Below are 23680 nucleotides of genomic sequence, written 5' to 3' on the forward strand. Positions count from 1 at the left end.
TCCTTGTGATATGGGGCCTGCCGTCAGGCCCCTGGCTATGGGATCAACGGGTCGAGACGGCCTCGCCGGCAGCATGGCCTTCGTCTTCGAGACGTTCCGGGTGGAACTCGGCGTCGTAGTCCCGGCGCGCCTCGGCGAAGCGCTCGACCACCTCAGGATCGCGGCGCTCCAGCAGCAGGCTCAGGCCGACGAACAGCCCACCGTTGACCAACAGCCCCCAGATGCCGGCGTGCAGGCCGAGAGGATTGCTGACGCTGGCGCCATAGGTGAGGACCAGCACGCTGGCGACACCGCCGATCAGCCCCCAGAAGGCGGCCATGGGGTGCGCCCGGCGCCAGGTGATGGCCCCGAGGGTAGGCACGATCAACTGGGCGGTGCCGGCCAAGGCGGCGATGCCGATGGTCACCAGCAGACCGGGCACGGTCAGGGCCATGATGTAGGCGGCCAGCGAGAAGCCCACCAGCGACAGCCGGCCCACGGTGACGATGCGGGCCTGGGTCGCCCGACGGTTCACGTAGCGCTGGTAGATGTCCATGGTCACCACCGTGGACACCGCATGGATCTGTGAATTGGCCGTGGACATGGCGGCGGCGGCGCCGGCGGCCATGATCAAGGAGGCCAGCAGGTAGGGGGCATAGTTCATCAGCATGACCGGCAGGATCTGGTCGGCATTTTCCAGGCCCGGCTCGAGCAGCACGCCGGTATAGCCGGTCAGCACCGAGCCGAAGTAGGCCAGGGCGGCGAAGCCCAGCAGGAAGGGCATCAGGTTGAACAGCCGGCCGCTCTTCACCGAGTACATGCGCAGCCAGATCTGCGGCCCCATGAAGGCGCCGATGGCCACGATGACGAACAGCGAGAACCACATGCTGTAGCCCATGTTGCCGTTGGGCCCCGGCAGGGTCAGGTGTGCGGGCGACGACTGCTGCAACTGGGCGAACATCGCCGCGGGCCCTCCCACCTGGCCGGAGATGTAATAGCCGGCGAACATCATGCCGAAGAACAACAGGGCGCCGTAGATCACGTCCGTCCAGGCGATGGCGCGAATCCCGCCGATCCAGACATAGACGATGATGATGAAGTAGAACAGCAGGGCGGCGAGCCAGAAGGGCACGACCCCGCCGGAGGCGACCTCGATGAGGTAGGCCCCGCCGGTCAGCTGGATCTGCAGGTAGGGCACGGTGAACACCAGGGTGATCACGGCGACCAGGACGCGCAGGGCCTCGCTGTTGTAGAAGTCGCCCATCAGGTCGGAGGGCGTCAGATAGTCGAAACGCTTGCCCAGGAACCAGACCCGCTTGCCGATCCAGTAGTACATGAAGCCGAACAGCAGGTTCCACGCCAGGGCCGTCAAGTAGACGGGGCCACTGGTGTAGAAGGTGGCATTGGATCCCAGGAAGGCGAAGGCGCTCCACCAGGTGGCGGCCACCGTGAAGAACACGGCGATGCTGCCCATGGCACGGCCCTGGACGAAGAAGTCCTCGCTGGTGTCCTGGGACTGCCGTGACGAGACGACGCCCACGATCAACGGGATGATCATGAAGGCGGCGATGATCAGGATGCTACCGGTCATGATGCGGCCTCCTCGACGCGGGGACGGGCACTCGGCGCGGAACGGCTGCTCCCCCAGTGAGTGAGATAGGCCACCAGGAACAGGGCGGTGAGAAAGGCCCACCAGCCGAGGCTCCAGAGCAGCAAGAAGGGTATGCCCATGACCATGGGCTCGATCTGGTTGGCTACCAGGATCATCGGACTCTCGAGCATCACGAAGCCCAGCAACATGCCGCCGTAGATGGCGAGCTTCCGGGAGCGGAAGGTCTTTCTCATCGTGTATCCCCTTGTTCTGTTTGGATGGGACGGTGCGACCCCGATGGCCATGGCCGGTCGGGAGAGATCATGCAGGCGATGAATCAATTATTGTATTTATACGAATAAATATAACAGTTAGTCACTCCCCCATTCCTTGTCAAGCAGGATGTGCGCAGGCAGGCGTGGCTCGAGGATCTGACCGCCCGGTCACGGTGACACCACGCCGACTCCCGGTGAAGCGACCGAAAGCGATGAATTCGGCCCCGGATACCCCAGCCAACGAGTCCAGATGCCCGGCTTGAGATGCCCTTCTGCCCTGCCAGAGTGACCACCGAACGACGGCGATCTCACTGCCTCACCAAACGCCCCAGCTCCTCGAGGTAGCTCTCCAGCACCAGGTTGGGCGGCGCCCCCTTGCGGGTAATCGCGCTGTAGCGGGTGACATAGCGGCAGGACTCGGGATTCAGCGCCCGCATTCGCCCGTCGCGCACCCAGCGCGCGGCGTAATGGGTCGGCAGGTAGCCGATGTAACGGCCGGACAGGATCAGGAAGGCGATGCCTTCGCGATCGGTGGCCGAGGCGGTCGCCCTGAGCGGCTCATGCAGCGCCTTGATCTCCGGCGCCTGGGCGTAGGCCGGCACCACCGCATCGCAGTCGGCCAGCCGCTCCCGCGTCGCCTCGCCGGCCTCGAACAGCGGATGACCCGCTGCGCAATACAGCCGGGAGTGCTCCTCGTAGAGTGACAGATACTCGAGGCCGGGCAGGGTCTTGAGCGCCGGAATCACGCCGGTATGCAGGCGGCCGTCCAGCACCGCCAGCTCGATATCGCTGGGCGGAATCATGCGGATGTTGATGTGCACCTCGGGCCCGCGCTCCTTGAGCGCGCTGAGCGCATCGGTGATGTGCATCTCCGGCATGGTCACCAGGTTGTCGGTGATGCCGATGTTGAGCTCGCCCTTGAGCCGGGCATGCAGGCCATTGACCCGGGTGCGAAACCCTTCCACCGCGGCCTGCAGCTGCAGGGTGGCCTCATAGACCTCGGCGCCTTCGTCGGTCAGGGCGAAGCCGCTGCGGCCGCGCTGGCAGAGCCGCAGGCCGAGCCGCGCTTCCAGGTCGTTCATGGCCATGCTGATCGCCGCGCGGCTGATGTTGAGCTCCACCTCGGCGGCGGAAAAACCGCCACATTCCACGACCTTGCGGTATATACGCAGCAGGCGCAGATCGGCATCGCTGGGCTGGCCCGACAGGGCCTGTTTGCGGGTCGGCATGGCACGGCTCTCCGGTGGAGGACGTTCGTCGTGGAGGGGATCGGACATCGAAGCAAAAGTTAACCAAATGCTTTCATGAGATTAAAGATATCCAGATTTAACTTATCAACTCACGGACCTACCTTTGCCCTACCACGACCCGCAACGACCTGAAAACGGCCTATCGACGAGGGATGCCACCATGCCGGTTCGAGACGACTCACACATCGCGGGCCTGAGCCCGGAGCAGCTGGATGCCTACTGGATGCCCTATACCGGCAATCGCCAGTTCAAGCGCGACCCGCGCATCATCACCGGCGCCCGGGGCAGCTATCTCACCGACGCCGAGGGACGACGCGTGTTCGACGGCCTCTCGGGGCTGTGGACCTGCGGCGCCGGCCATTGCCGCCCCGAGATCGCCGAGGCGGTCAGCCGCCAGCTCGGCGAGCTGGATTACGCCCCGGCCTTCCAGTACGGCCACCCCAAGGCCTTCGAGCTGGCCCATCGGATCCGCGAGCTGACGCCCGAGGGGCTGGACCAGGTGTTCTTCACCGGCTCCGGTTCGGAGAGCGCCGACACCGCGCTGAAGATCGCCCGCGCCTACTGGCGCAAGAAGGGCAAGGCGACCAAGACCAAGCTGATCGGTCGCTCCAAGGGCTATCATGGCGTCAACTTCGGCGGCTTCAGCCTGGGCGGCATCGGCGCCAACCGCACCCTGTTCGGCCAGGGCGTGGATGCCGACCACCTGCCCCATACCCTGCTCAAGGACAACGCCTTCACCCGTGGCATGCCAGAACGCGGCGCCGAGCGGGCCGACGAACTGCTGGAACTGATCGCCCTGCACGACGCCTCCAACATCGCCGCGGTGATCGTCGAGCCGCTGGCCGGCTCCGCCGGGGTGATCCCGCCGCCCAAGGGATATCTCAAGCGCCTGCGCGAGATCTGCGATCAGCACGACATCCTGCTGATCTTCGACGAGGTGATCACCGGCTTCGGCCGCATGGGGTCGATGACCGGCGCCGAGGAGTTCGGCGTGGTGCCGGACATCCTGAACGTCGCCAAGCAGATCACCAACGGCGCGGTGCCCATGGGGGGCGTCATCGTAAAGGGCGAGATCTACCAGACCTTCATGGAACATGGCGGCCCCGACTACATGATGGAGCTGCCCCACGGCTACACCTATTCGGGCCATCCGGTGGCCTGCGCCGCGGCGCTGGCCTCCCTCGACGTGCTCGAGAACGATCGCCTGGTCGATCGAGTGAAGGAGATGGCGCCGAGCTTCGAGAACGCCCTGCATGGGCTCAAGGGCACACGCTATATCAGCGACATCCGCAACTACGGCCTCGCCGGTGCCCTGCAGATCGAGCCCTACCCCGGCGAACCGGCCCGGCGCCCCTACGAGATCGCCATGAAGTGCTGGGAAAAGGGCTTCTACGTGCGCTACGGCGGCGACACCATCCAGCTCGGCCTGCCCTTCATCGTCGAACGCGAGGAGATCGACCGGCTGATCAATGCCCTGGGCGACGCCATCAATGAACTCGACTGACGCCTTCACCACCACCGCTACCGAGAGGACCTCCATGACCACACTCGGCCATCTGATCAACGGCACCCGGGTCGACGACGACGCGCGCACCCAGGACCTCTACAACCCCTCCACCGGCGAGGTCACCGGCCGGGTCGCCCTGGCCAGCAAGGCCACCGTCGAGCAGGCCATCGCCGCCGCCCAGGCCGCCTTCCCGGCATGGCGCGATACCCCGCCGGCCAAGCGGGCCCGCATCATGTACCGTTTCAAGGCACTGCTGGAACAGAATGCCGATGAGATCTGTCGGCTGATCGGGCAGGAACACGGCAAGATCGTCCACGACGCCAGGGGCGAACTGCAGCGCGGCATCGAGAACATCGAGTACGCCTGCGGCGCGCCGGAACTGCTCAAGGGCGAGTACAGCAAGAACACCGGCCCCGGCATCGATTCCTGGAGCGACTTCCAGCCGCTGGGCGTGGTCGCCGGCATCACGCCGTTCAACTTCCCGGCCATGGTGCCGCTGTGGATGTACCCGATGGCTATCGCCTGCGGCAACACCTTCGTGCTCAAGCCCTCCGAGCGCGACCCGACCTCGACGCTCTACATCGCCGAACTGGCGCTGGAGGCGGGCCTGCCCGCCGGGGTGCTCAACGTGGTCAACGGCGACAAGGAAGCCGTCGACACCCTGCTCGACGACGCCCGCGTCCAGGCGGTCAGCTTCGTCGGCTCCACGCCGATCGCCGAGGCCATCTACGCCCGCGCCAGCGCCAACGGCAAGCGCTGCCAGGCACTCGGCGGCGCCAAGAATCACGCCATCGTGATGCCGGACGCCGACATGGACAACGTGGTCAGCTCGCTGACCGGGGCCGCCTTCGGCTCCTCCGGCGAGCGCTGCATGGCGCTGTCGGTGGCCGTGGCGGTGGGCGACGAGGCCGCCGATGCCCTGATCGCCAAGATGCAGGCTCAGATGACCTCGCTGAGGGTCGGCCCCTTCCATGACGCCAACAACGACTTCGGCCCGGTGATCACCCGGGCGCACCAGGAGAAGGTCTGCGGCTACATCGAGAGCGCCGCCCAGCAGGGCGCCGAGATCGTCGTCGACGGCCGCGGCGTGCGGGTGCCGGGACACGAGAGCGGCTTCTACGTCGGCGGCACCCTGATCGACCGCGTGACGCCGGACATGACCTGCTACCTCGAGGAGATCTTCGGCCCGGTGCTGCTGGTGGTCCGCGTCGACTCCATGGAAGAGGCCATGAAGCTGATCGACGAGCACGAATACGGCAACGGCACCTGCATCTACACCCGCGACGGCGAGGCGGCCCGCTACTTCAGCGATCGCATCCAGGTCGGCATGGTCGGCATCAACGTGCCGCTGCCGGTGCCGGTGTCCTATCACAGCTTCGGCGGCTGGAAGCGCTCGCTGTTCGGCGACCTCTCCGCCTACGGCCCGGACGCCGTGCGCTTCTACACCAGGCGCAAGACCGTCACCCAGCGCTGGCCCTCGACCGGCGTTCGCGAGGGGGCGCAGTTCTCCTTCCCTTCCTGAACGGCCCGAGCCATCCAGCGAGACGCCGAACCGGGACGCCCGGTTCGGCTTTCTTGGGTCAGGGCACCAGCACGACGGCGCCGGACAGGCGCCCGGCACGCAGGTCGTCGAGGGCGCGATTGGCGTCTTCCAGCGGATAGGCGACGGTCTCGGTGCGAATCGGCACCTGCGGCGCCAGGGCGAGAAACTCCTCGCCGTCGCGGCGCGTGAGATTGGCCACCGACCTGACGCTGCGTTCCTGCCACAGCAGCCGGTAGGGAAAGGACGGGATATCGCTCATGTGGATGCCGCCGGAGACCACGGTGCCGCCGGGGCGCACGTGGGACAGCGCGATCGGCACCAGCTCGCCCACCGGAGCGAACAGCAGGGCGGCATCCAGCGGCTCGGGCGGTACCTCGTCGCTGCCGCCCACCCAGGCGGCACCGAGGCGCCGGGCGAAGGCCTGAGCCTCGCGGTCGCCGGGGCGAGTGAAGGCGTAGAGGATCTGGCCACGGGAGTGCGCCAGCTGGGCCAGGATATGCGCCGCGGCGCCGAAGCCGTAGAGGCCCAGCCGGCGAGGTTCGTCGCCGCCGGCCAGCCGCCAGGTGCGATAGCCGATCAGGCCCGCGCACAGCAGCGGCGCGGCGGCCCGGGCATCTTCGACGCCGAGCGCGAAGCAGTAGCGGGCGTCGGCCACGCAGTACTCGGCGTAGCCGCCGTCGCGGGTGTAACCGGTGAACTCGGCGCGCTCGCAGAGGTTCTCGCGCCCGGCCCGGCAGGGCTCGCACACGCCGCAGGTCCAGCCCAGCCAGGGCACGCCGACCCGCTGGCCTCTTTCAAGCCCGGTCTCAAGCCCTGTCTCGGGCCCTGTCTCAAGCCCCGAGACGCCCTCCCCCAGCGCATCCACCTCGCCGACGATCTCGTGGCCGGGCACCAGCGGCAGCCGGGGATGCTCGAGCTCGCCGTCGACCACGTGCAGATCGGTGCGGCATACCCCGCAGGCCAGCACCCGGACCCTAACCTCGCCGGGGCCGGGCTCGGGCATCGGCACGCGCTCTAGGCGAAGCGGCTGGTTCGCGGCGTGCAGGCGCATGGCGCGCATCTCGCTCATGGCAGGTTCCTCGTGCGGCTCACCTCCCGAGCATAGCGCAGCCACCCATCCCCCCTCGGTCTTAGCGAGGTCTGAAAAGTCGGCGAGCGAAGGCTAGACAAGGCGAAAATCAGAGAAAGGCCGGAGTTTACGAGCCGTAAATGAGGACCTTGAGCTGATTTTTAACGCCGTATAGCCGAGCGCAGACACTTTTCACCTAGGCTTCGACCGTGACCTCATAGCCCGTAAACTTGCGCAGGTTGATCACGCCGCTGTCGAGAATCAGGTACTGGCCCTTGATGCCGAGCAGGGTGCCCGCGACCTCGGGCTGCTTGTCGAAGTTGTGGGAGACCACCTTGGTGGGATGCTCGAGCACCGGGTACTCGAAGGCCCTGGGCGTGGCGTCGACCTCGCGGATGGCGTCATGACCGAAGCGCTCGCGCAGTGCGAGCAGCCCCGGCGCGAGGCGTTCGAGCAGGCGGTCGCGCTCGCCGGGAAGATCCAGCTCCATGGCCTCGCCCTTGAGCATGGCGCGCCAGTTGGTGCGATCCGAGACCTCGTCCTTGAACAGCACCTCGACGAAGCCGGACTGCTGACGGGTATCGACCTCGAGGATCGGCAGCGCCTGGACGGCGCCCTGGTCGAGCCAGCGGGTCGGCACCTGGGTATCGCGGGTGATGCCGACCTTGAGCCCGGAGGCGTTGGCCAGATACACCACATGGGGCCGGAAGCAGTGGGTCTCGCCCCAGCTCGGCTCGCGGCAGGTGCCCTGGAAGTAGTGGCACTGCTCGGGCTTCATGATGCAGCTGTCGCAGCGGGCGAGCTTCTTGAAGCAGGGATAGCAGTGGCCCTGGCCGAAGCTCTTCTTCGTCGCCCGACCGCAGTGGGTGCAGGCGATGGCGCCGCTCCAGGTCAGCCGCAGCGGCCGACCGAGCCGGGCATTGAGGTCGAGGCGCTCGTCGCCGGCGCGCAGCGTGTAGCGCACCGGGGCGCCCGGCTCGACGGCCATCTTGGTCAGACAGCCCGTCAGGGCGACGGCATCAGTCACGGCCGACGTCCCGACCGAGGCCGGCCTGCTCCGGGGAGACGCCGGCGCCGCTGCTGTCGGCGCCGCAGGTACGCCGCTCCAGATAGCCGACGCGCTCCTCGGCGGGCACGTTGTGCTCGGCTTCGAAGCGCATCACCGCCTCGAGGCACAGCTCGGTCTGCTCGGCCGTCAGGAAGCGGCCGTCCGGCCACTTGCGCAGGGCCACCGCCTGCTTGAGGCTCTCGTAGATGGCCGGCGTCATCTGCTGGATCATGCGCTCGAAGGTCATATCGCTCATGGCGGAATCTCTCGGAAGAAACGGGTCGGACGAGACAGGTCATTCACTTGAGGCGTCTCTGAACTCGCAAAAGTCGGCGAGCGAAGGCTAGACAAAGCAAAAATCGGCGAAAGGCGGAGTTTACGCGCCGTAAATGAGCACTTTAAGCCGATTTTTAACGACGTATAGCCGAGCGCAGCCACTTTTCAGCGCGACTTGGCGCGGCGGGAATGATACCAGCCCAATGCCAGCCCCACGACCAGCCCGCCCAGGTGCGCCTCGTTGGCCACGTTGCCGAAGCCGAACAGCTCGGCCACGTCGGTCATGGTGAAGACCATCCAGCCGAGCATGAACACGACCAGCATCTGGGGCACGAAGAAGCCGTCGCCCGGGCGCCGCCGCGACATCAGCCAGACGTAGCCGAGCAGCGCGAAGTCGACGCCCGACATGCCGCCGAACAACACCGTGCCGGTGGCGTACTGGGCCAGGTTGCCGCCGATGCCGGCGGCGAGCAGCAGCGTCAGCATGCGCCCGCGGCCGTGGAAGGCCTCGACCTGGCGGCCGAAATACCACAGCCACAGCATGTTGAAGACCAGATGCATCCAACCGAAGTGCAGGAAGGCCGGCGACAGCAGCCGCCACACCTGGCCGGAGGCCAGCGTCTCGCCCAGCCCGCCGAAGACCAGCTGACCGCCCGACACTCCCACCGGAACGATGGTCAGGGCCGCGGTCACCAGATCACCCAGCACGCTCATCAGCGCGAACACCATCAGGCAAATCGCCATGGCGCCGGCGGTCACCGGCGCCTGGCGGAACGGGGCCAGCCAGCCCGGCAACCCGCCCCCGGCGCGGCGCATGCGGCGCGTCTTGCCGCCCTCGGGCATCAGCGGTTCACCGCGCTGCCAGCGCATCACCAGGCGCTGCATGGCATCACGCTGCTGGGGATCGACCAGCCACAGCACCTGGCCCTCTTCCTCGTCGGTGAAGAAGTGGCCGATGCGTTCGGCCCACAGGGCCTTGCGCAGCTCGCGGGTGTCGGTGTCACGGGGCAGCAGCATCACCCGATACATGGCATCTCCTCAGGGCGAATCAGGTGGGCGAACCGCGCCGGCCGGGCACACAAAGAAAAAGTCCGGCGGAGGGGGCCGCCGGACAAGAGCAAGGGATCGTTCAAGGGAACACTTACTCAGATGGCCCGACGGCCGACAAGTTCGCAACGTTGCTCGAGTTTTAGGTAACGTTTTGTATCAGTCGAAATCGATTTCCCAGGGCTGCGGTCGGGCCTGCTCCTCCCGGGGCACGCGAATCCAGGCGAAACGGTCGGCATCGAGCCGCGCCTCGCCGCTCCAGCGATAGGCCACCAGGCGGCCGAACTTCACCGCGCTGTAGTCCAGGCAGGCGATGTTGGGCGCCGGCAGCGCCGGAATGCCCTCGCACCAGTAGTGGCCGATAAACAGCGGCGGCTCGTCGGGACCGTAGTGCGTCAGGCGCGCCGCCTCGGCCTCGCTCAGCGGGCGCAGCTCCAGGTCGCCCGGCAGGTTGTCGGGCTGAAACACCACGTCGCCCCAGGTGCGGGGCCGATGCGCCCAGAAATGGGCGCGGAAGCTGCGACGGGTGAAGCCGTCGCCGGACTGGATCTGCACACCCTCGGGCAGCGTGATGTGGCTGCCGCGGGTGAGGCGATCGAGGATCTCGAACTCGCGGGTGCCGTGGCGCACGGCGGCGGTCAGGAAATCGAGGTCGATGCGGCCGTCCGGGCGCGAGGCGCGCAGCTCGTCGATCCGCGGCTGATCCCAGCAGGCGTGCACCACCCGCAGGCCGTCGAGTTCCAGGAACAGCGGAATGTCGAGGAACCAGGCCAGCGTCTCTTCCCACTCCTGGGGATGATCGCGGTACTGCTCGAGGGTCTCGCGCACGATGCGGTTGTGGCGCGGGGTGTGCTCGCGCAGCCACTCGCGGCCGAGTGCGGCGGGGGCGCGATGATGGTAGGCCAGGGCGTTGATCTCGTGATTGCCCATCACGATCAGCGCCTCGCCTTCCTCCACCATGCGCCGGGCGATAGTCACGGCGAGGCGGATGCGCGGGCCGCGGTCGATGAGGTCGCCGAGGAAGATCACCTTGCGCCGCGGATGGCGATAGACGCCGCCGCGCTGATGGTAACCGAGGCGTTCGAGCAGGGCCGCCAGCGTCGCGCCGCAGCCGTGCACGTCGCCGATCAGGTCGTAGCCTTCCAGGGGCGCTGTGCTCACCTCAGTCTCCCAGGCGGTTGCTCCAGCCCAGCTTGCTGCGCAGGACCTCGTAGAAATTGTGCCCCATCGGGTGAACGAGCTGCACGCGTTGTGGCTTGCGGCGGATCACCAGCACGTCGTCGGGCTTGGCCACGGCGCGGGTCTGGCCGTCGCAGCTGATGTGCGGGTAGGTCTGGTTGGTCTCGCCGATGTGGATGCGGATCTCGCTGGCCGCATCGACGGCGATCGGCCGGCTCGACAGCGTGTGCGGGAACATCGGCACCAGCGTCACGACCTCCAGCCGTGGATGCATGATCGGCCCGCCGCCTGACAGCGCATAGGCCGTGGAGCCGGTGGGCGTGGCGATGATCAGGCCGTCGCTGCGCTGGCTGTGCACGAACTGGTCGTCGATGAACAGCTCGAACTCGATCATGCGCACCGCCTTGCCCGGGTGCAGCACCACCTCGTTCAGGGCGTCGCCGTCGCCGACCAGTGCGCCGTCGCGGTAGAGCTCGGCGTCGAGCAGGAAGCGCTCCTCGAGCTCGTACTGGCCGGCCAGCACCTCGCCGACGCGCTCCTCGAGCTCGTCGGGGGAGATATCGGTGAGAAAGCCCAGCCGGCCGCGGTTGACGCCCAGCACCAGGGTGCCGCTGTGGCACAGGGAGCGGGCGGCGCCGAGCAGGCTGCCGTCGCCGCCGACCACGATCACCAGATCGCACAGCTCGCCCAGGCGGCGGCGGCTGGCCTCGGGATGCCCATGGCCGAGCAGCACGGTGGCGGTGCGATCCTCGAGGATGACGTGATAGCCGGCGTCGTCGAGGAAGCGGCTCAGCCGCTTGAGGGTCTCGACCACCTTGGCGCTGCCCAGGCGGCCGATCAGGCCGATGTTCTTGAAAGCCTGCTTCTTGGAGGCCTGATGATTGGAGGCGTGCATGAGCGGGTCCTTCGCGTCGCGACGGCTCATTATGGCGACTGGCTGGCGGCCGGGCAAACCGCCGTCAGGCGCGGCGCGGGGCGTGACGGCGCTGCCACCACTCGTTGATCAGCAGCGAGGCCAGGATGATGGCCCCGCCCAGCGCCAGGCGCGGTAGATCGGCGTCGCGATTCCAGATCAGCAGGTTGACCAGCAGGCCCGCGGGCACCAGGGCGTTGTTCATGACCGCCAGCGCGCCGGCATCGACCCGGGTCGCGCCGATGTTCCACAGGAAGTAGCCCACGCCCGAGGCCACCAGCCCCAGCCACAGCAGCACGCCCCACTGCAGCGGCGTGGCGGGCAGCGCCGAGGCGTCGCCCCAGAGCAGGAAGGCCGGCAGCGCCACGCCCGCGGCGCCCAGGTAGAACCAGCCGAACACCGAGAGACGCGGCAGCTCGGCGGGCAGCCCGGCCGAGAGCCGGCGGTAGCCGACCTGACCCAGTGCGAAGCACAGGTTGGCGCCCTGGACCACCAGGAAGCCCGTCCAGTAGCCGCCGTCCAGGCCGCGATAGCGGATCACCGCCGCGCCCAGCACCGCCATCCCCGCCGTCAGCAGGTGAAACGGCGAGAAGCGCCGGAACATCAGGTCGTCGAGCACGGCGATGTACAGCGGCGTGAGCACCGTGAAGAGCAGCACCTCGGGCACCGAGAGCAGCAGGAAGGATTGATAGAAGAAGATGTACATCACGCCAAGCTGCACGGCGCCGAGCCCCATCAGGGCCAGCCGCTGGCGGCCGCGTAGCAGCCGCGGACGCAGCAGGGGCAGGAACAGCAGGGCCGCCAGCAGGATGCGGGTCATCACCGAGAAATAGCTGTCGACCTGGCCGGCCAGGTAGGCGCCGATCAGCGAAAACGATAACGCCCAGAGGACGGTGATGCCGACGAGATAGCCCAAGGTTCCACTCCATTTGGAAAAGCGAGGCGCCGAGGATTATACCGGCGGCATCCGGCCTGCCAAGCGCTCAGCCGCGCGGCGCCTTCCGCAGGACATGCAGCGCATAGGCCGCGCCGGGCAGCCAGCCGAGCAGCGTCAGCCCCAGGGCGATCCACACGCGACGCGAGCCGCCGCCGGCCAGCCCCATCGCCAGCGGCGGCAGCAGCACCGCCAGCGCCACCAGGGCGGCGAAGGGCTCGGCGCGGCCGGCCGATGCTGACGGATGAGCCGACTCCGGCACCGGCGGCGTGGCCGGTTTCGCATCCGGCCGGGCGGGCTCGCGCGACGCCGCGGTCGGCGCCTCCGGGGTCCACTGGCCGACCTCGGCGGCCGTGGGCCGCGCGGGGCTCGGCTCATGGTCCAGGGCCTGACGGTGGGCCTCGTGGTCGATCTTCTGCTCCAGATCGTCGGCGCCGTCGGCGAGCTCGTCGTGATAGCGCTCCCAGTCCTCCCAGTCATGAGGTGTACCCGCCCGGGGACGATGATCCCCGGACTCCCGGGCACGCTCCCAGGCCTTCTCTTCCAGGGTATTGGGGCGTTCGCGGTCTCGCTCGCCGTCCAGCCCCTTGCGGGCCAGGTATTCACGGGCATCCATAGCGGCTCTCCATCGTTCGAAAGTGGCGGCATTGTGCCTCATTGGAGCGGCGTCTCCAGGACCGGGTTCCTGACGCAACACCAACCGTTGGTGGCTGCCGGCATGCAGCGCATCGGGAGTCGGCTATGATGAACGCGAGACACGCCACGGTCTCCGGCCGACCAGTGGGCGCAGCAGGCAGCAACGACACCGGACGTGCGCCCGGGCCGGGCCACCAGGCACGAGGTTCCACGAGGACGAGGAGAACCGCCATGCCCAGCAAGGCTCCCACCATCGTACGCGAGATCATGTCGCGCGACTGCTATCGGGTCACCGGCAAGACGTCGGCCAGCACCCTGGCCCAGGGCCTGGCCCTGCACCGGCTGCCCGGTGCGCCGGTGGTCGACGAACGCGACCATCTGATCGGCTTCATCTCCGAACAGGACGTGCTCGGCAAGCTGCTGGAAAGCGCCTACCTCGATGACGAACCGCCGCTGGTCAGCGAGCTGATGCGCAACGAGGTGCTCTCCGTGGCGCCGTCCAAGAGCATCACCGACCTGGCCCAGGAGATGCTGGGCGCCAAGCCCAAGATCTATCCGGTCACCGAGCAGGGGCGGCTCGTCGGCATCGTGACCCGGCGCGACGTGCTCAGCGCCATTCTGCGCATGCGCCACGCCTGAGCCACCGCTTCCGCCCGTTTCCCGACACCCGGCCCGCCTGGCCGGGTGTCGGCGTCTAGGGGGCACGAAGGCGCATGACGAAGACGGAGGTCATAAAAAACCGCCTCATCGAGGATGAGGCGGTGAAGGATCGAATCGCAAGCTAGATCAACAGTGCTAGCGACTGCCATCGCTACTGTCGTCTGCACCTGTTCTGACAGTGTTGGCAGGAAAAGTTCAGACGGCGACGAAAAAATTCCACGCTACCTATCCGGTGCCCGCTCACGACCGGGGTTGTCATCATTAAGCCATTGGCTATATTATCGAAATCGCCTCGCGGGTGTAGCTCAATGGTAGAGCAGAAGCTTCCCAAGCTTAAGACGAGGGTTCGATTCCCTTCACCCGCTCCATATCTATCCTAACCTCCTGTTTTCAAAGAAAACTCCCACCTTTCATGGGGTTAGGTGCTACGGTAATGGCTACACAAGTGGCTACACCTCGTCCCCGCTCCACTGATACCCTCGCCCCATCGAGCATCATGCGATTGGGGGATCATCATGGCCAGGGGCAGACCTAACGACACCCGAAGCCTTCGCCAGCGTGGAAACGTCTGGTTCATCAACAAGCGCCTTGTTCTGGTCAAGTCAGAGCGGACACGTTTTCAAGCCGCAGTTGCCAGCTCAATCTCCCTCGGTGACTGGTAGCCGAGGGTCGAGTGGAGCCGGCAACTGTTGTACTCCATCTCGATATATTCGACGACATCGCGCCGTGCTGCCTGGCGGGTCCCATATCGCTGGTTAGCCAGCCACTCGCTTTTCAGTGAACCGAAGAAGCGCTCCATCACGGCGTTGTCCCAGCAGTTTCCCTTGCGGCTCATTGATGCCTGGAACCCATGCCGATCCAACGTGGATCGGTAGTCATGCGACGCATATTGGCTGCCGCGGACGCCCTTCTAAGTGTCAAGTAGCGATTTGCGTCTGATTGATCTCGCGGTAACGGTGGCGCAGCACGTAGTACAGCTCTCGGGCGATGTAGCGTTTCAGACAGCGAATAGCTTCCAGCTTGGAGTGCCCCTCCGTCACTCGCCGGGAGACATACGCCTGGGTTGTCGCATCCAGGCGCAGCCGCCCGATGGCGATGATATGCAGAGCACTATTGGCGGCTCTGTCGCCGCCCCGATTAAGGCGGTGGCGCTGTGTCTTGCCTGAAGAAGCGGGTATCGGGCTAACACCACATAGCGCCGCAAAACTGGCTTCTGAACCAATACGATCCGGATTGTCGCCCGCCGTGATCAACAACTGTGCAGCTGATTCATAGCCTACCGCCGTTCGCGACACCAGCTCTGGTGCCAGCTCATCGACGATGGCCTTGATCATGACATTCAGATCGGCCACCTCGTCATGCAGCTCCAGGTAGCGCCGGGCAAGAGATTTCAAAGCGATGCGGTAGGCCATTGTGACGTCCCGATAGCCACTTAAGTCGGGGCGCCATGCGGCCAACGTCCGAATCAACTGCATCCGCGTCATATTCCTCAACTGATCGCGCAGCTCCTCTGGCGCGGAGATCACCTGGGTCTGGATCATCTGAAGCGCCACACGGCGAGCTGCCACGGCGGTCTTCCGGCAGACCTTCAGCACACGCAAGGCCTCGATCATGCCATCACGGGTCTTTGGGGTGACCGTACGAATGCCCGCGTAAGCCGCATGGGCGGCGTTCTCCGCATCGATGGTATCGTTTTTGCCCCGTTTGCGACGCACGGTCTTGTCGGGCGTGGTGACCTCCAGGGTAGCGATGCCGGTGCGCTGCAAGTAACGCAGCAGACCAGCCCCATAGGTCCCGGTGCACTCGATGCCTACTCGGCTCACTTCACCGAAGCCACGCATCCAGGCGAGCATGGCCTTGTAGCCATGCCGGGTGGTCGGAAAGCTGGCGGTACCAAGCACGCGATCGTGTTTATCCACGACAGCGGCCATATGCAGATCCTTGTGGGTGTCGACGCCACCGACAATGTCAGGGCGATCACGGTGATGCTGAGTCATGACGTCTCTCCAGGCTATCAGGTCAAGGTGGCTTCACCGAGTGCGATAGCCTGGACACGACAGTAACGAGACAGGCGTCAGGCCCTTCTTGAGTCACATGCATCGACGAGGTGAGCCCTCGCCGTCAGGTATTCCCGGATCACCGACAGGTCCGTGGAAAGACACACTACCCGGGTCGATCAGAGTGGGAGTCAGGAGATCCGAGAACCCTTACGGCACCAGGTCTTTCAGCATAGGTCGATCGCTGTGTGAGTCAGGTCAACCCCGGAACACCTGGCATCTCCCAGTATTACTGTCGCTGTGATGGATCAATCCGCTCTTGGGCTGCCGGCGACCTACGGCCATCTCCAGGGCGTCCAGAACCAACTGCGTGCGCATGTGGTCCGCCATCGACCAGCCCACCAGTTTTCGGTCGTGGAGATCGAGCACCGCCGCCAGATAGAGCCAGCCCTCAAGCGTCCAGATTGCCGTGATATCGGCCACCCAGGCCCGGTTCGGCGCGGACACCATGAATTGGCGGTTTAGCAAGTTGGGTGCCACTGGCAGGGTGTGCTGGCTATCGGTCGTATGACGCCAGCGTCGCCGCTGCCGTGCCTCTATGCCGGCTTCCCGCATCAGTCTGCGGGCCTGGTAACGGCCGACCTCGTAGCCGCGGCGTCGCAGCTCTATGGCCATGCGGCGGCTGCCGTAGCTGCCGCGCTTTCGGCGATGGATCTCTCTGACCTCTCGAAGCAGGGCCCGTCGATGATCATCAGGGCCACGCCGTCGCCAAGCATAGAAACCGCTCCGGCTGACCCGCATGACGCGACACAACACGGCCACGGGATAGGTGGCCTTCTCCGACTCGATGAACTGGTATCTCAGCTCGACTCTTTGGCGAAGAAGGCCGCCTTTTTTAGAATATCCTTTTCAACCTGAAGCTTACGAACTTCTTCGCGGAGCTTCTTGATCTCGGCGTCGCGATCGTCCTCCTGCCGCTCCGGGGTGCTGGAAACCTGCTGATGGTGCTTGCGGCACCAACGATCCAGCACGCTGCGCTCCACTTCCAGGCGCCGGGCGGCCTCGGATACGGAATACCCCTGATGGGTCACCAGGCTCACCGCATCCGCCTTGAATTCATCGGAATACCGACGTCGAGTCTTCTTGGTCATGAACACCTCCATTGCCTCCATTATGAGGCTTATCGGGGTGTCCGCTCCAATTGGACCACTTCAGAATGCGGCATCACTGAAGAGGAGCGGCGGGCGCTCCGTGACAGCCGTTTGCAGCAGTTGACTCATGAACTACGCTGAAATCCGCAATGCAATGTGCATATCGCTATTTCTTTTTTTCCGATCTGTCTCACAAATTTAGGCTGGATCGTAGCGACCAAACATGAAAGCACCCCGGCCACATAACCGGGGCGCTTTGTATGGAAGGTGCTAATCGAAGAAACTTCAATTAACGAATTCTAATGCAATCCAGTGGGGCGCGAGGGAGCCCACCTCAGAATTCAGAAGTTCGAGCAAGCAACTGCTCCAGTTGTTCAATAGGCATCGGCTTTGCCAGCAAGAACCCCTGAAAGATCTCGCACCCATAATCAGCCAGGCACTGCAACTGATCTTCCGTCTCCACTCCTTCGGCTACGACCTTCAGCCCCATGTGTTGGGCCATTGAGATGATACCCTGAACGATTGCCCTATCATTGTCATCCTCAGTCAGGTCGCGGATGAAACTACGATCGATCTTGACCTTGCTGACCGGCAGTTGCTTCAGATAGCTAAGGCTGGAGAAGCCTGTGCCGAAATCATCGATAGCTACGCCTACGCCCAAATCGCGAAGAGCATGCAGGATCGAGATGGCGACATGCTTGTCCTCCATCAATACGCCCTCAGTGACCTCTAGCTCGAGCCAATGCGGGGGAATGTGGCTTTCCTCTAACTGCTGTTCGAGGCGGCTAAGGAAGGTGGGACGTTGGAACTGCATGGGAGACAGATTGACGGCCACACTACATTCCCCGCCCCCGAGTTGCTGCAGAATCGGCAAGTCTCGACAGACCTGTTCCAATACCCACTCACTGATAGGGATAATTTGACCAGTGATTTCCGCAACCGGGATGAAGCTGCCGGGTGAGACCTGCCCCTTGGTCGGGTGCTGCCAGCGAATGAGCGCTTCGAAACCCAACACATCACCGTCATAACTCATCAGCGGCTGATAATGCAGGGAGAACTCTTCTCTCTCGATGGCCTCCTGAATGTCCTTTCGCAACTCCACACGCTCGGAGAGCTCAGGCTTGAAGTGGTTATGGTACCAAATCGCCGTGTTACCGCCCTGCTTCTTGGCGGCATACATGGCGCTATCAGCCCGCATGATCAGTTGTTCGGGATGCTGTAACGACACCTCCCGGCTCGAGGCCATACCGATGCTGGCAGAGAGTCGGAAGACGTGATCGTCTACCTGGTAAGAGCGTGTCAGTTCTGCCAACAGTCGGTCGACAACTGCTTGCGCTTGATGCTCGCTCTTAAGGTTTGGCAACAACACCAGAAACTCGTCGCCTCCGAAACGCCCAAGGGTGTCACCGGGACAAAGCTCGGCGGCGAGGCGCTCGGCAACAGCAATCAGCAGGCGGTCTCCCATAGCGTGACCAAAAGTATCGTTGATCGGCTTGAAGTCATCGAGATCAATGAAGAACACCACCAGCAAGCCATTCCGGTGGCGGGCGATGTCAGCGTCGTGCTTCAGGCGCTCTTCAAACTTCGCGCGATTGTAGGCTCCCGTCAGAGGGTCGTGGCTTGCCTGGTGAGCCAGCGCAGCCTGATCGGCAATACTCTCGGTGACATCGTTAATCACCCCAATGTAGTGGGTAGTCTTCCCCTGTGCATCGCGCACCGGTGAGATATGCAGATCATTCCAGAACCACTCGCCACTCTTGCGATAGTTGCACACCGTTACGTGGACATCACGCTGATCGTCGAGTCCTCGCCGAATTTCCTGAACAACCTTGGGGTCGGTCTCGTGTCCCTGAAGGAAGCGACAGTTCCGCCCCTTGATCTCCGCGTTGCTATAGCCAGTGATGCGGCTAAAGGCATGGTTGGCGAAGATAATCGGCATATCTGGAAGAGTGGCATCCACGATCAATATGCCATGGAGGCTGGCCTCAACGCTGCGCTCCAGTATATGTAACCGGGTTTCATCTGCCTTGCGCGCAGTAATGTCCTTGGCGATGCCAAAAACCCCAGTCACTCGATCGCCCATCGTGATGGGAATGGCCGTAACATCCAGCACGTGGAGAGCGCCGCGCACGTCCCGACTCTGCAGCTCGTACCGGAGAGCATGACCGGCCCGGGCACTCTCGAGTAGCGCTTGCCCTTGGGGAATGTCGCCTGTGTCGACGAACTGTGAAAAGTGTTTGCCCAGCATCTCGCTGGTCGGCAGCCCCGTAATCTCCGCAGCTTGCGGGTTCAGGCTCAAGAACTGCCCTTCCAGATTCAACGAGAAGACCGCATCGGGGTGATGCGTAAACAGGGAACGATAGCGCTGTTCGCTATCGACAAGAGCCTGACGGTCACGGTGGCGCTCGATGGCCAGCGCGACAAGGTCCACGGCCTTGCTGGCCAACTGACGTTCCTCGTCACTTGGTGCACCCCGTTCAGAGTGATACAGCGCCACTGTCGCCAAGACTTGTCCACGAGACGAAATTACCGGAAATGACCAGCAGGCGGCGAGCTCATGGTTTTTTGTCAGGCCTTGATAACCCGCCCAGCGAGGGTCAGTTGCCAGATCCTCGCAAACAACCAGCTCGCGTGAGTAGGCTGTACTGCCGCAGGCACCGATTTCTGGGCCGATCTTCACGCCAATGAGCGCTTGCAGGTAGCCGCTGGGCAAGCTGGGGCCAACAACGTCCTTGAAATAGGTCTGTGTCTCATCACACAGCATGATCGAACAGTAGGCCCCCGGCACCTGGCGCTCCAGCATCCGGCAAACCGCTTCCAGCGACTTCTCTTGAGAGACCTCTTTGGCAATCAGGGCCTGGGCCCGATACTGATGCTGGAGCTGTCGATTGGCAAGATCCAACTGCCGCGCACGAGCCTGGCTCAGTCTCATGACCCCGATACTGAAAGCCAGCAGATAGCTCAGGATCAGGCTCCCGGCCCCCACGCCGGTGGAAAGCAGCGATGAGGCCGACCAAGGACCAGGGGGGCCCCCGAAGATGGCTAGGTGCAAGGAGGGCGCGCCAGAAAACTCGATGGCGCGCCTGGCAAGCGGGTGCCAGGCCTGATCGCTATCGTTATACGCATTGTCTAGCGCCACCACTTCTCCCAGTAGTCGATCACCCTGCTCGACATGCAGCACATAGCCGTCCAGTTCGGAGCGCATCTCCCGAAGAAGCAGCATGTCCAGATCTAATAGAACGATCAGACGACCCGCCCCCAGGCCGTCAATAGGGAACACAATCAGCGCCTTCAATGGCTGATCTGGAGAGGGAAACAGCCACTTGAGTGAATTGCCTTGAGAAAACAGCCGCTCCATAACGTCATCGTCGTCAAGAAAGGCCTCTAAACGGGACAGCGCCTCAGTGTTCTGCGCTTTGCGCCAGCTTACGGTCCCCGCCCCATCAATGAAGGCGATGCCTTCCAGGGCCGAGAGATCGCGCAAGTAGCTATCTACCTCCTGTGCTTGCAATGAAGCCGTGGGCTGACCTCCCAATACGTTCCAGCGCTCCCCCATACGCTGTAACGCCTGCTCATGGCGCTTGATGGCCGCTTCGCCGGTCAGCTCGGCCACATCCGCCACTTGGTGCGCTTGCTCCGCTTCGACCTGCTGTTGCTGCCAGCCGATAAGCAGCCAGCCGAGGGTGCTAAGGGTGACTCCGATCACAGCGGCGAAGCAGAGCCCCCGACCAAGTATGAGGGGAAAACGCTGCCAGTTTTTTGCCACATAGCACATCGCCAAGCCGAAGCATGAGTAGAAGCCACTGGACAGAGGGCTGCTCATCCGCTGCAGCTCATGCCATGTGTCGTAGCGTGTGGGTACCAGGACCACCAAGAGGCTGGCCAAGCCCACTAAGAAGAGCCCGCCACCAATGACCTTAAAATACCAGCGCCTGGCCTGCCCCCGCACGCCAAACCATAGGCCGACAGCGATCATCAGGGACACGGTGGCGGAGACGGCCTGCAAGCTTCCCTTCCCCGCTACGCTATCGAGGCTCACTCGCTGCGGGGAGCCCCCCACGTCCTCGACCAGTAGATAAACGGCAAAGAAAGCCAGCAGGACTGACAGGCATAAGCGCCACCGCCGGTGATCCTGGATCAACGCTAGAAGGCCAAGCCCGGCCAGCAGCCCTGACACAGCACTGCCAGGCGTGACCTGCAGGCCAGCCGGCAGATGAAAATCCAGCCCCAGTTGAGCTAAGAGTGCACCAAAAAATCCCATTGCGGTGGTGCCGGCAATCAGCATCAACAGCCCGGTATCCCCTGCCAGATGCTGATGCTGATACTTGTGTGCAGAATCCATCGAAGCTCATTCCTTCCTGGCTGACGAATGGCCGAGGCCCTGATTAATACTTTTTGGAATATAAAAATTCCAAAAAGCTATAAAAAAATCACAATCCTGCGATACTTTGCACTGGCGCATGCAGCAAAGAAAAAAGAAACCAAGCAATATTAACACCATACACGAGAAAAGATGGTGTGCCGCATTCATAAGTGGCTATTCAAAATTAATCGCGTGATCAGACCCGTAGCCACCGAGTAGGCGATAGACCTCGCTGCAGAGGCGATCAAACGAGAGGTAGGCACTCAGCGGCAGCCATGCGTACTTCATCTGCCGCCACAGAATCTCTATCAGATTCAGCTCCGGCGAGTAAGCCGATAGGTAGACCAGGTGCACACGATGCGACATCCACTCCACTATCTTCCTCCTGAAAGCCTTGGAGCGATGCATGCTGGCATTGTCGAGCACCACGATGGCGAAGGTATCGGGGTCTTTCTGGGCCACAAACTGATCAAATGCTTCGATGACCGTCTCGGTCGTCACCGGTTCCGTGGAGGTGTGGTAGACCAGCTTCCCGGCTCGGCTGAGGAACCCCAGTACGTTCAGCCTTCGGCTATGGGAGTAGGCGGTCACTTCGAACGGCTGACCGATGGGACTCCACGCGTATGGCACCGACGACGATTGTGAAAAGCCTGACTCATCAAAGTAGTAGACCTCGTGTTCGCCTTGGTCTTCCCGCTGCTGAAGCACCTTGAGAAGGCCTTGAGTGTTGCGGAAATCCGTTTCGTCACGCCGAGCCTTCAGGGAATGCCGAATGCGCTTGAAGCTGAGGTTATTTTTTTTTCAACGCCCGGCGAAGGGTCACCGTGCTGACCGTCTTGCCGGTCTCTTCTTGAAAACGAGCCTGCAAGGATCGAATCTGGTGAGGCTGCTCGGCGACCATTTCCTGCAATCGCTGGTGGTCGTGCTCATCCAGGATTGGCGTGCGACCGCTGCGGGGCTTGTCGATAAGCCCGTCAAGCCCTGTCGCCTCCCACTGCTTGAGCCATCGAGATACGGCATCTCGGCGAACCTGCAATATCTCACTGATTTGGTTGATCGTATGGCCCTGATCACTCAGCAGGATGGCATGAGCGCGCCTGCGTAGGGGGCGCTTCTCACCATGGTGATAGGCAGAGGTCAGTGTTTGCTTTTCAGATTCAGTGAGAGAGGCAACGAAGCGGCGCCTTGCCATGGGTTCATCCGTGTCAGTGATCCAAATATCTATACTACACGAAAACTTCAGATCAGGCACTTACTGTAGCGGCTACAGATGACTACTCCGATAACGTAAACCACTGATTTTAGTACTAATTGCGGAGAGAGGGGCGATTCCCTTCACCCGCTCCATCGGCACATCCCGATACCTGCATTATCTTTCGGTTCAGAGCCCGGCTCTCCGCTGTCACTGCCCCGGACGTCCGCTAAGCGCACGCTGCCCCGAGGCGACGCGTCGCCCCGTGCTGCCATCGATGGCCACGCCTCCGGCTACCCGGATGCTGTCGACTGCCCGGCGCTCAGCCCGCTCGCTCACCTCGACCAGCGCCGTCGGATCGAGGCGATGAATCTCTCGGCCGACCACATGGATCGCCCCCTGTTGCTGAAAGCGAGCCGGCACGCGACGGATGGTCTCCAGGGCCAGGTCGAGATCGCTGCCGACATCCGCCCGGGTCATCGACAGCCGGGAGCCGAGCGGCGAGACCAGCGACCTGGCCCGTCATCGCCCGACGTCGTACAATCCGGGTTCGCCCTCGATAAGCGGCGACACGACCGGGAGAAACACGACCCTCCCCGCCCATTTCCGCCTCGCCCGCGCGAGCCGAACCGCCAGCGTCCTTCTCTATGGCCCTGTTTCTGACCGTTCTGGCCGTCTGCCTGCTGATCATCGGTGGCATGGTCGCCATCCTGATGACCGCGCGCACGCCCCGCTATCGCACCGAGCCCGAGCATCTGCTCGAGCTGTTCGATCAGGCCCTGGAAAGCCGGGTCAGCGAGACGAAATGGAATGCCGTGATCGGCTATCCGATTCGCCACGACGACTATCTGGAAGGCGTCCGCCGGCGTGCCCAGCGGCTGATGGACGAGCACGGCCGCCACGGGCGCGCGGCCCGTGGCAAGCCGCTGCTGGACGACGAGGGCCATGCCGACCTGACCGCCCTGCGTGCCCATCTCGCGGCCCGCACGGCGCTTCGCCGCGATGGAAAGCAGGAATGAGCCTGCACGGCTAATTCGGTACACTGGCCCGTCTCGTGAACCCCGCGCCGG

Annotated in this window: 19 protein-coding genes, 1 tRNA gene and 2 pseudogenes; 5 read left to right on the plus strand and 17 right to left on the minus strand. The window is 63.8% G+C overall.

Annotated features, from left to right (window positions below; all coding sequences use genetic code 11):
* Nucleotides 1-43: 43 nt before the first annotated feature.
* From UYS_RS0202180 to UYS_RS0202190, 3 genes are all read right to left on the minus strand, one after another.
* Nucleotides 44-1570: a sodium:solute symporter family protein gene (locus UYS_RS0202180; protein ID WP_016853852.1), complete on the minus strand. Its 1527-nt coding sequence runs from the start codon at nucleotides 1568-1570 to the stop codon at nucleotides 44-46.
* Nucleotides 1567-1824 (minus strand): hypothetical protein, encoded by a 258-nt coding sequence (locus UYS_RS0202185; RefSeq protein ID WP_016853853.1) that lies wholly within the window; start codon nucleotides 1822-1824, stop codon nucleotides 1567-1569. Before UYS_RS0202185 ends, UYS_RS0202180 begins: the two co-directional genes overlap by 4 nt.
* Before the next feature lie 329 nt (nucleotides 1825-2153).
* A complete protein-coding gene (locus tag UYS_RS0202190; protein WP_016853854.1) occupies nucleotides 2154-3074 on the minus strand; it encodes a LysR family transcriptional regulator in 921 nt (306 codons plus the stop codon).
* Nucleotides 3075-3255: 181 nt separating this feature from the next.
* On the opposite strand from UYS_RS0202190, the gene aptA reads away from it, so the two are divergent.
* Nucleotides 3256-4599, plus strand: a complete 1344-nt coding sequence (aptA, locus tag UYS_RS0202195) for an omega-aminotransferase AptA (protein ID WP_016853855.1) — start codon at nucleotides 3256-3258, stop codon at nucleotides 4597-4599.
* Between the two features lie 34 nt (nucleotides 4600-4633).
* Nucleotides 4634-6124: a CoA-acylating methylmalonate-semialdehyde dehydrogenase gene (locus UYS_RS0202200; RefSeq protein ID WP_016853856.1), complete on the plus strand. Its 1491-nt coding sequence runs from the start codon at nucleotides 4634-4636 to the stop codon at nucleotides 6122-6124.
* A gap of 58 nt (nucleotides 6125-6182) precedes the next feature.
* Here the strand turns inward: UYS_RS0202200 and UYS_RS0202205 are convergent, their stop codons facing one another.
* The 8 genes from UYS_RS0202205 to UYS_RS0202240 form a co-directional block, all read right to left on the minus strand.
* Entirely contained in the window at nucleotides 6183-7214 is a 1032-nt protein-coding gene (locus UYS_RS0202205) for a zinc-dependent alcohol dehydrogenase family protein (RefSeq protein ID WP_016853857.1), read from the minus strand.
* A gap of 196 nt (nucleotides 7215-7410) precedes the next feature.
* Nucleotides 7411-8202, minus strand: coding sequence for a DUF2797 domain-containing protein (locus UYS_RS0202210; RefSeq protein WP_051008800.1), 792 nt, complete (start codon nucleotides 8200-8202; stop codon nucleotides 7411-7413).
* Between the two features lie 31 nt (nucleotides 8203-8233).
* The gene (locus tag UYS_RS0202215) at nucleotides 8234-8518 is read right to left on the minus strand and encodes a YeaC family protein (RefSeq protein WP_026068286.1); all 285 of its coding nucleotides are present in this window, start codon (nucleotides 8516-8518) and stop codon (nucleotides 8234-8236) included.
* Between the two features lie 185 nt (nucleotides 8519-8703).
* Nucleotides 8704-9567 (minus strand): rhomboid family intramembrane serine protease, encoded by an 864-nt coding sequence (locus UYS_RS0202220; RefSeq protein ID WP_016853860.1) that lies wholly within the window; start codon nucleotides 9565-9567, stop codon nucleotides 8704-8706.
* Between the two features lie 177 nt (nucleotides 9568-9744).
* Complete coding sequence (locus UYS_RS0202225) at nucleotides 9745-10731, minus strand: metallophosphoesterase (RefSeq protein WP_026068287.1); 987 nt, start codon at nucleotides 10729-10731, stop codon at nucleotides 9745-9747.
* Nucleotides 10732-10747: 16 nt separating this feature from the next.
* Complete coding sequence (locus UYS_RS0202230) at nucleotides 10748-11659, minus strand: NAD(+) kinase (protein WP_016853862.1); 912 nt, start codon at nucleotides 11657-11659, stop codon at nucleotides 10748-10750.
* A gap of 64 nt (nucleotides 11660-11723) precedes the next feature.
* Nucleotides 11724-12593 carry an EamA family transporter gene (locus UYS_RS0202235; protein WP_016853863.1) on the minus strand — a complete coding sequence of 290 codons (870 nt, stop codon included), beginning with the start codon at nucleotides 12591-12593 and terminating at the stop codon, nucleotides 11724-11726.
* Nucleotides 12594-12660: 67 nt separating this feature from the next.
* Nucleotides 12661-13227: a YqaE/Pmp3 family membrane protein gene (locus UYS_RS0202240; RefSeq protein ID WP_016853864.1), complete on the minus strand. Its 567-nt coding sequence runs from the start codon at nucleotides 13225-13227 to the stop codon at nucleotides 12661-12663.
* Between the two features lie 251 nt (nucleotides 13228-13478).
* Here UYS_RS0202240 and UYS_RS0202245 point away from each other — a divergent pair, with 251 nt between their 5' ends.
* Nucleotides 13479-13886 carry a CBS domain-containing protein gene (locus UYS_RS0202245; RefSeq protein WP_016853865.1) on the plus strand — a complete coding sequence of 136 codons (408 nt, stop codon included), beginning with the start codon at nucleotides 13479-13481 and terminating at the stop codon, nucleotides 13884-13886.
* A 315-nt stretch (nucleotides 13887-14201) separates the two neighbouring features.
* Nucleotides 14202-14275: transfer RNA gene (locus UYS_RS0202250), tRNA-Gly, on the plus strand.
* Nucleotides 14276-14526: 251 nt separating this feature from the next.
* Here UYS_RS0202250 and UYS_RS16705 read toward each other — a convergent pair.
* The 6 genes and pseudogenes from UYS_RS16705 to UYS_RS18630 all read right to left on the minus strand — a co-directional run.
* Nucleotides 14527-14808: pseudogene (locus UYS_RS16705) on the minus strand (integrase core domain-containing protein); the annotation flags it as partial.
* A gap of 16 nt (nucleotides 14809-14824) precedes the next feature.
* Nucleotides 14825-15904, minus strand: a complete 1080-nt coding sequence (locus UYS_RS0202260; protein WP_026068289.1) for an IS110 family RNA-guided transposase — start codon at nucleotides 15902-15904, stop codon at nucleotides 14825-14827.
* A 294-nt stretch (nucleotides 15905-16198) separates the two neighbouring features.
* Nucleotides 16199-17055, minus strand: a pseudogene (locus UYS_RS17815) (IS3 family transposase); the annotation flags it as partial.
* A gap of 334 nt (nucleotides 17056-17389) precedes the next feature.
* Entirely contained in the window at nucleotides 17390-21397 is a 4008-nt protein-coding gene (locus UYS_RS16715) for a sensor domain-containing phosphodiesterase (RefSeq protein ID WP_016853871.1), read from the minus strand.
* Between the two features lie 195 nt (nucleotides 21398-21592).
* A protein-coding gene (locus UYS_RS17820; protein ID WP_156821518.1) for an IS630 family transposase occupies nucleotides 21593-22610 on the minus strand; the annotation gives its coding sequence in 2 pieces (ribosomal slippage) (nucleotides 21593-22219 and nucleotides 22221-22610; 1017 coding nt in all).
* Between the two features lie 210 nt (nucleotides 22611-22820).
* A complete protein-coding gene (locus UYS_RS18630; protein WP_016853874.1) occupies nucleotides 22821-23090 on the minus strand; it encodes an FNR family transcription factor in 270 nt (89 codons plus the stop codon).
* Between the two features lie 167 nt (nucleotides 23091-23257).
* On the opposite strand from UYS_RS18630, the gene UYS_RS0202295 reads away from it, so the two are divergent.
* The gene (locus UYS_RS0202295) at nucleotides 23258-23629 is read left to right on the plus strand and encodes a hypothetical protein (RefSeq protein WP_016853875.1); all 372 of its coding nucleotides are present in this window, start codon (nucleotides 23258-23260) and stop codon (nucleotides 23627-23629) included.
* The last annotated feature ends 51 nt before the right edge of the window (nucleotides 23630-23680 follow it).

This window comes from Halomonas smyrnensis AAD6 (assembly GCF_000265245.1).
GTDB classification, from domain to species: domain Bacteria; phylum Pseudomonadota; class Gammaproteobacteria; order Pseudomonadales; family Halomonadaceae; genus Halomonas; species Halomonas smyrnensis.

Excerpts from the sequence above, each read along its gene's own strand:
- UYS_RS0202240 (WP_016853864.1), bottom strand. The coding sequence starts at position 13,227 with ATGGATGCCCGTGAATACCTGGCCCGCAAGGGGCTGGACGGCGAGCGA.
- UYS_RS18630 (WP_016853874.1), bottom strand. The coding sequence starts at position 23,090 with ATGACCCGGGCGGATGTCGGCAGCGATCTCGACCTGGCCCTGGAGACC.
- UYS_RS0202180 (WP_016853852.1), bottom strand. The coding sequence starts at position 1,570 with ATGACCGGTAGCATCCTGATCATCGCCGCCTTCATGATCATCCCGTTG.
- UYS_RS16715 (WP_016853871.1), bottom strand. The coding sequence starts at position 21,397 with ATGGATTCTGCACACAAGTATCAGCATCAGCATCTGGCAGGGGATACC.
- UYS_RS0202190 (WP_016853854.1), bottom strand. The coding sequence starts at position 3,074 with ATGCCGACCCGCAAACAGGCCCTGTCGGGCCAGCCCAGCGATGCCGAT.
- UYS_RS0202200 (WP_016853856.1), top strand. The coding sequence starts at position 4,634 with ATGACCACACTCGGCCATCTGATCAACGGCACCCGGGTCGACGACGAC.
- UYS_RS0202230 (WP_016853862.1), bottom strand. The coding sequence starts at position 11,659 with ATGCACGCCTCCAATCATCAGGCCTCCAAGAAGCAGGCTTTCAAGAAC.
- UYS_RS0202220 (WP_016853860.1), bottom strand. The coding sequence starts at position 9,567 with ATGTATCGGGTGATGCTGCTGCCCCGTGACACCGACACCCGCGAGCTG.
- UYS_RS0202185 (WP_016853853.1), bottom strand. The coding sequence starts at position 1,824 with ATGAGAAAGACCTTCCGCTCCCGGAAGCTCGCCATCTACGGCGGCATG.
- aptA (WP_016853855.1), top strand. The coding sequence starts at position 3,256 with ATGCCGGTTCGAGACGACTCACACATCGCGGGCCTGAGCCCGGAGCAG.
- UYS_RS0202245 (WP_016853865.1), top strand. The coding sequence starts at position 13,479 with ATGCCCAGCAAGGCTCCCACCATCGTACGCGAGATCATGTCGCGCGAC.
- UYS_RS0202215 (WP_026068286.1), bottom strand. The coding sequence starts at position 8,518 with ATGAGCGATATGACCTTCGAGCGCATGATCCAGCAGATGACGCCGGCC.
- UYS_RS0202260 (WP_026068289.1), bottom strand. The coding sequence starts at position 15,904 with ATGACTCAGCATCACCGTGATCGCCCTGACATTGTCGGTGGCGTCGAC.
- UYS_RS0202295 (WP_016853875.1), top strand. The coding sequence starts at position 23,258 with ATGGCCCTGTTTCTGACCGTTCTGGCCGTCTGCCTGCTGATCATCGGT.
- UYS_RS0202210 (WP_051008800.1), bottom strand. The coding sequence starts at position 8,202 with ATGGCCGTCGAGCCGGGCGCCCCGGTGCGCTACACGCTGCGCGCCGGC.
- UYS_RS0202205 (WP_016853857.1), bottom strand. The coding sequence starts at position 7,214 with ATGAGCGAGATGCGCGCCATGCGCCTGCACGCCGCGAACCAGCCGCTT.